Origin of the sequence: Sutcliffiella horikoshii, from assembly GCF_020524325.1 — a bacterium.
Taxonomy (GTDB): domain Bacteria; phylum Bacillota; class Bacilli; order Bacillales; family Bacillaceae_I; genus Sutcliffiella_A; species Sutcliffiella_A horikoshii_D.
The window spans coordinates 759,325-765,758 of the sequence record NZ_JAIVKY010000007.1; the positions used below are offsets into that span (position 1 = coordinate 759,325).

The window sequence follows — 6,434 nt, forward strand, 5'->3', positions numbered from 1 at the left end:
GTCGGGGCAAACAGAGGAGTAAAATGATTGGCAGAGCATAAGAAACCGACGTTTATTTATACGTACGCATATAGCAAGGAAGAACGTTCTCTGTGCCATTTGGAGATGCGGTCCTTTTTTGGCAAGGAAACAGATGATAACATTATTAAAAGCAACATCAAGATTGATCCAAGCAGAAGCCCGTTTATCCGTGAAAGAATGGAAGTGATTTATGAAGGGTATACACTCCAGGAACTCATAGATCAAGTCAAGGATATCAAGATGGGGGACCAAACTTTCAAGGTTATATTCTCCAAGATAAATGATAGGAAAGCTCCTAATACGATTGAATATCAAGAACGTCGTGATATCGAACGTGCTATCGGATGGGTTATTGAAGGAGAGGCGGATGTCCATCAACCTGATCATATTTTCGGCATGGCCACTGTCGGTGAACGCTGGTATTTTGGCCATTATTTGAAAAGTGAAGCGGTATGGCTTCAGCATACGAAAAAACCTAGGGAATATTCAACCGCTTTAAGTACCCGGGTGGCAAGGGCTGTATCCAATATAGCTGTCCCCGATCCTGAGGGTATAAAGTCCATCGATCCTTGCTGTGGGATAGGAACGGTACTTGTTGAAGCATTATCCATGGGGATTGATATAGATGGCAGAGATATTAACCCGCTTGTGGTAAACGGATCAAGGGAAAATATTGAACATTTCGGCCTTAAAGGTAATGTCACGCTCGGCCCGATCTCGGAAGTAACGAATCACTACGATGTGGCAGTTATTGATATGCCGTACAATCTTTATACGCATGCCACTCCAGAAGACCAGCTATCCATCTTAAAGCATGCACGCCGCTTTGCAAAGAAAGTCGTCGTCATCACTATCGAGACAATGGATGACATGGTGAAGGAAGCCGGGTTCACCATTATCGATCGTTGTGAAACCCAAAAGGGATATTTTACAAGAGAGATTTTAGTATGTGAATAAAAGTTGAAAAAGAGACCATTAAGCGGGTCTCTTTTTTCATAAGTCTAATAACCTATTCTAGACCAATCAAACAACTCTCCCGGATCGCTTTTCCGGACAGGGGCGTATTCGTGATGGCCAACGATATGTTCCCGGTCGTTTTGGATTAATGGATTGCGCTTCAAAATATCATCCAACAATATCTTTAATGAAGCATACTGAGCATCTGTGTACCCGATATGGGAAGGTGGGATGGAATCATATACATCCGTTGGCATAATTGAAAGCATCTCTTCCTTCGTCCCTATCGCCAGTAATTCTATTCCAATCGAATAGTCGTTCAAACCACTCTCATACTCTTGGTAGTTTAATAAATGTCCTTTTCCGGCATGAAAGGCTGCACGTTCTTCCGGCACCAAGAGGTAGATCTCACCATCCCGGTCTATCATATAATGAGCAGATACCTCATACTCTTCAAAAAGTGAATAGACCTCTTCAATATTGTAAGGGTCTTGTGGGGAACGAAGAGCGTTATTTGTAAAGTGGAGCATGACGTGTGTGATGGGGGCGCCTCTTACTCTTGAATTTTTCTTTGGGAGGAGCCATTCTTTCATCTCTAAGCTCGAAGGTTTAGAGGGAACTAATATTATTTGATCTGTCATTGGTGTTACAGTTTTCAATTGTTTTTCTTCATGAACCGTGGGCTGGCTACAACCAACTAATAACAATATTGTAAAAATTATAAAGATAGTTTTTAGCATTAATATTTCCTCTTTACATAGACTTCACTTATATTAATTCTTTTTGAAAAGTGGAAATCCTGCTATTAGTTTTGGCAGCCATTGTCCATTGACAATTATTACTCCAACGATGATGATGATTCCACCTAAAACACCATGTACAAGAATCTTTTCGTGCAGAATAACAACCGCTGCCAATAAAGTAGATAGTGGCTCTAAATAAAGAAACATAGAAACTTTTGATGCCGCCATCACCTCATGTGCTTTTCCCCAGTACCAATATGCAATACCTGATACGAATATTCCAAGAAACACAAGATGAGTCCACTCACCAAGAGATAATAGCTTCAGTGCCTCCCATCCTTTATTTCTAATAAGGAATGGAGTAGTAAGAATGAACCCGACTAAACTCATATAAAATGTCACAAGAAGTGCTGGATAAGGGATACGAAGGCCTTTCAATAGGATGGAATAGATAGCCCAATTCAAAGTACTTAAAATCATTAATAGAAAGCCTAAGTTAATAGTTAATGAGAAGGGCTGTCCGTTTCTTGCGGAAGTAATAAGTAATACACCCAATACAGAGAGGATCATCCCTATAGCCTTTGAAAGTGTCATTTTTTCATGCAAAAAAATCATAGATAGGAGTACTGTAAAAATTGGCGAAAAGGAAATAAGCCACCCTGCAGAAGAAGCATTAATGGTTAAAAGGGCGGTTGCCTGCAATGCCTGATGCACAAAAACTCCCAAAATTCCTAATACGATTAGATGGGGAACGTATCGAATGGAAATCTGGAATCTTTCTCGTGTTAACAGTAATAAAATGAACAAAAACAAAGCCCCTATACCAAATCGCATGACTAGTAATGTAAATGGATCAAGCTTATATAGTACAGCCTTGGTGGATACAAATGAAATGCCCCAAAAGCTGATGGCCATGGTGGCATAAATGGATGCAGCAAAGGTGTTTCTAAAGGGAATCATTATCTCTCAACCTTCTTTCAGCGGACTATCTCTACCATCATATGCTTGTCCTGCTGAAAGATATTCTAGAGATTACCACATAGAAAAAGGCACCACATGTACATGTGGTGCCTTAGATATGGAGCGGATGGGATTCGAACCCACGACCCCTTCGCTGCCAGCGAAGTATTCTCCCACTGAACTACCGCCCCGGTGAGAATGAGTTTATTTTATCAAAATTTTTTTCTTTTGCAAACGTTTTTTTATAAAGTTTTAGTCCAAGTTTTCTACTTCCGCTTGAATGACTCCTGTCAGTGATTTTAACTCATAATATACATCTGTGGTATAGACGCTTTTCTTCGTGGTGATGATGCAATTAAGCACAATATCATCTTTTTCCTCTTTAACCTTCACTCGCTTAATAGAAAGATTTTTATGATGAATCTCCTTCATGACCATGGTTAGGTCAATATCTTTTTCTATGAAGATTTTCACTTTAATTTCTTTTTCTTTCAACTTCTTTGGCCCAATTTTATCAAATAAGGAAGGGATTACTTTCACACCAAGAATGATAAAAATGACTCCAAAAGCCCCTTCAATAAAAAAACCTGCCCCGATTGTGATACCAAGTGCAGCGGATGCCAATACCAAGGATGCGGTAGTCAGACCAGAAATAGCCTCGTTGCTTCTTCTTAAGATTACCCCTGCTCCTAAAAATCCAATACCACTAATAACATATGAAGGAATTCGTCCAGGATCCATTGGTCTGGAGTATTCCTTAGAATAAAGAAAGGCAGATTCATAGGAAACAATGGTTAGAAGACATGCCATTACTGAGACGATTACGCAAGTCTTCAACCCAAGAGGCTTTCCTTTTAATTCACGTTCTAATCCTATAATTATTCCAGCTATTGATGCAAAAACAAGTTTTACAATAAAATCATATTCATCGATATATTCCAAGAACAATTCCATAAGGCCCCTCCTGTAAGTATAAAAGATATGATATTCTATATAAAAATAGTTATTAAAGAATTATAACAATACTCTGTAAAATTACAAAGTTATTAAAAAATACTAACAGTTTGGGTGAAGGCAATGAATAAGTGGTTTAATCCTTATGTGGCTCTCGCCGTGGGAGTAATTACTGTATCTACATCCGCCATATTTGTTAAATTAGCGGATGCCCCTGCTGGAGTGGCCGCCTTCTACCGGTTACTTTTCTCCGTGATAATACTACTACCCATTTTTCTATATAAATATGTTGGGGAGTTAAAGGATATTTCGAAGCGGGATTGGCTCTTTTCTATGGTGGCAGGTATATTCTTAGCGTTTCATTTTATATTATGGTTTGAATCCTTAAACTATACCAGTGTAGCAAGTTCGACAGTGCTCGTAACCCTCCAGCCTTTATTTGCGTTTATTGGGACTTATTTGTTTTTCCAAGAGAGGTTAAGTAAGAAAGCTATTGTAAGTGGATTGATGGCAATAGTTGGGAGTGTGATCATCAGTTGGGGTGATTTTCGAATTAGCGGTATGGCTTTATTTGGGGATATATTGGCCTTGGTGGCCTGTGCACTTGTAACAGCATATTTATTGTTCGGGCAAGATGTAAGAAAAAGGTTATCTTTAATTACCTATACCTTTATCGTTTATGGGTTTTGTTGCGTGACTTTGTTTTTTTATGTACTCATTTCTGGAGAGCCTCTTACAGGATACTCTTCAACTGATTGGATTTGGTTCATCATGCTCGCAATCATACCAACATTACTTGGCCACTCTTTTTTTAACTGGGCTGTTAAATACATTAGTACCAATGTCATTTCCATGAGTATTCTATTCGAACCGATCGGTGCAGCACTACTTGCTTATTTCATATTAAACGAGATGGTTACATGGACGCAATTCACAGGTGGGTTGCTTGTGATGCTCAGTGTCGGTTATTTCTTAAAAGATAATCGTAAGAACCAATCAAAATTAAAAGCCGACATATAGTCGGCTTTATCTATTATATGTATCATTCATTGGAGTCTGGTGGCTATCATTGCAAAAAATATTCCTAGTGAAAGGCTCACAATGAACCCTTCTCCGCGTACCTTTCCTTCTTCATCACTTATACGCAACCCTTCAAAGTATGCAAACAGTAATAAGCCAATCGAAGTCAGTAATGCTACAATAAATGCTGCGTATTTTACTAGGTCCATATCTTATCCTCCTGTTTCACTTATTACTAGATTGTATGAGAGACTCTGATAGAACATTCTTTTATTTTTCGTATAAAAAAAGCTGACCATAGAGACCAGCTTAAACGATAGAATTATTAAATGTAAATATACGAGGGACTGTTTTAATCAATAGTACCGTTACAATTGTTGAGATTATAAAGCTCGGAAGCATAAACGACCCGTTATACAGTAATGAATATAGCCATACCGCTTGTCCTTCAGGAGCTAAATAGCCAAAGTAGATTACACCGGCAGCGTAATGGGCCAAAAATCTTAGAAGGCAACCTAGAAAGGAAGCAATACTGACATACAATACTAGCTTTTTTATGTTATCTTCTCTAGCAGTTGTTGCTACTTGTTTTGCTACTACCCCAGCAAAACCTAATGCAGCAAAAGCTACTATATAATCCAGAAATATTTGTACCGGATCTATTCCGAACAACTGCCCTGTAACAATCTGGAGTAGACCAAGAATAAAACCGGATAAAATACCTCCCTTTATCCCCCAACGAAAAGCCATAATAAATACAGGGACCATAGAAATAGTGATGGAACCACCCTGAGCCCAAATCTTTAGAGATAATATGCCGGCTAATAAATCAAGCAAGTAACCAAGTGCACCAAAAATTGCAACTTCAACTAAAAACAATGTGTTATTTTTCTTCATGAATATCCCCCTTAACATAAAAAAGCGATAAAGGGGGCCCCTTTATCGCTTAAATGTAATAAGTAATAAATCCGCCACATCCCTACGATAGTACTAACTAACAGGTTCAAAGGGTCAGAACATCAAGTTCACTCTCAGCCATTAAGGCTCCCCTCGTGGAAAAAGCATTCAATTGTCTTTCTTCATCATACATAACCCACAAGAAAACGACAAGTTTTTTCCTTACATAGTATATAAGTAGAAATGAGTAATGTTTATTTCATTAACAAAACTTCTATCGAAAATATTTAGAAAAAGTATTGCAATATAGTTGTGGAGGTGGTATATTTAATTTCGTCGCTGCGAGGGCAGTGAATGAGATGTGAAAATGCTACTTCAAAAAAATAAAAAACAGCTTGACTTTAAAACGACAAGTTGTTATGATTATGAAGTCGCTTTTGAGCGAATCCTGTAAAAAAATGATCTTTGAAAACTAAACAAAACAACAGCGTCATAACGTCGGTTCTACGGAACACGACAAAATGATTTTAAGTAAGACAAGCTAGCAAATTTTGAGCAAAAGCTCAGACTCTTTATTGGAGAGTTTGATCCTGGCTCAGGACGAACGCTGGCGGCGTGCCTAATACATGCAAGTCGAGCGGACCTTTTAAAAGCTTGCTTTTGAAAGGTCAGCGGCGGACGGGTGAGTAACACGTGGGCAACCTGCCTGTAAGACTGGGATAACTTCGGGAAACCGGAGCTAATACCGGATAATATAAGGAACCTCCTGGTTCTTTATTGAAAGATGGTTTCGGCTATCACTTACAGATGGGCCCGCGGCGCATTAGCTAGTTGGTGAGGTAACGGCTCACCAAGGCGACGATGCGTAGCCGACCTGAGAGG

Annotated in this window: 7 protein-coding genes, 1 tRNA gene, 1 rRNA gene and 1 riboswitch; of the genes, 3 read left to right on the forward strand and 6 right to left on the reverse strand. The window is 39.0% G+C overall.

Going from position 1 to position 6,434, the window contains the following annotated elements; genetic code table 11:
* The first annotated feature begins 27 nt into the window (after positions 1-27).
* On the forward strand, positions 28-978 hold the full coding sequence (locus tag LC091_RS12600; protein ID WP_226682376.1) for a TRM11 family SAM-dependent methyltransferase: 951 nt from the start codon (positions 28-30) through the stop codon (positions 976-978).
* Between the two features lie 44 nt (positions 979-1,022).
* On the opposite strand, the gene LC091_RS12605 is transcribed toward LC091_RS12600, so the two are convergent.
* The 4 genes from LC091_RS12605 to LC091_RS12620 form a co-directional block, all read right to left on the reverse strand.
* Complete coding sequence (locus tag LC091_RS12605) at positions 1,023-1,718, reverse strand: N-acetylmuramoyl-L-alanine amidase (protein WP_226682377.1); 696 nt, start codon at positions 1,716-1,718, stop codon at positions 1,023-1,025.
* 33 nt (positions 1,719-1,751) lie between these two features.
* Entirely contained in the window at positions 1,752-2,681 is a 930-nt protein-coding gene (locus tag LC091_RS12610; protein WP_226682378.1) for a DMT family transporter, read from the reverse strand.
* 119 nt (positions 2,682-2,800) lie between these two features.
* A tRNA-Ala gene (locus LC091_RS12615) sits at positions 2,801-2,872 on the reverse strand.
* A 61-nt stretch (positions 2,873-2,933) separates the two neighbouring features.
* Positions 2,934-3,635: an MgtC/SapB family protein gene (locus tag LC091_RS12620; RefSeq protein WP_226682379.1), complete on the reverse strand. Its 702-nt coding sequence runs from the start codon at positions 3,633-3,635 to the stop codon at positions 2,934-2,936.
* 123 nt (positions 3,636-3,758) lie between these two features.
* Here LC091_RS12620 and LC091_RS12625 point away from each other — a divergent pair, with 123 nt between their 5' ends.
* Positions 3,759-4,655 (forward strand): DMT family transporter, encoded by an 897-nt coding sequence (locus LC091_RS12625; protein ID WP_226682380.1) that lies wholly within the window; start codon positions 3,759-3,761, stop codon positions 4,653-4,655.
* Positions 4,656-4,681: 26 nt separating this feature from the next.
* Here LC091_RS12625 and LC091_RS12630 read toward each other — a convergent pair whose 3' ends face one another.
* A complete protein-coding gene (locus LC091_RS12630; protein ID WP_226682381.1) occupies positions 4,682-4,864 on the reverse strand; it encodes a hypothetical protein in 183 nt (60 codons plus the stop codon).
* Between the two features lie 100 nt (positions 4,865-4,964).
* Positions 4,965-5,552, reverse strand: a complete 588-nt coding sequence (gene thiT / locus LC091_RS12635; RefSeq protein ID WP_226682382.1) for an energy-coupled thiamine transporter ThiT — start codon at positions 5,550-5,552, stop codon at positions 4,965-4,967.
* Positions 5,553-5,614: 62 nt separating this feature from the next.
* Positions 5,615-5,716: riboswitch (TPP riboswitch) on the reverse strand.
* Positions 5,717-6,124: 408 nt separating this feature from the next.
* Here thiT and LC091_RS12640 point away from each other — a divergent pair.
* Positions 6,125-6,434, forward strand: a 16S ribosomal RNA gene (locus tag LC091_RS12640); the annotation flags it as partial.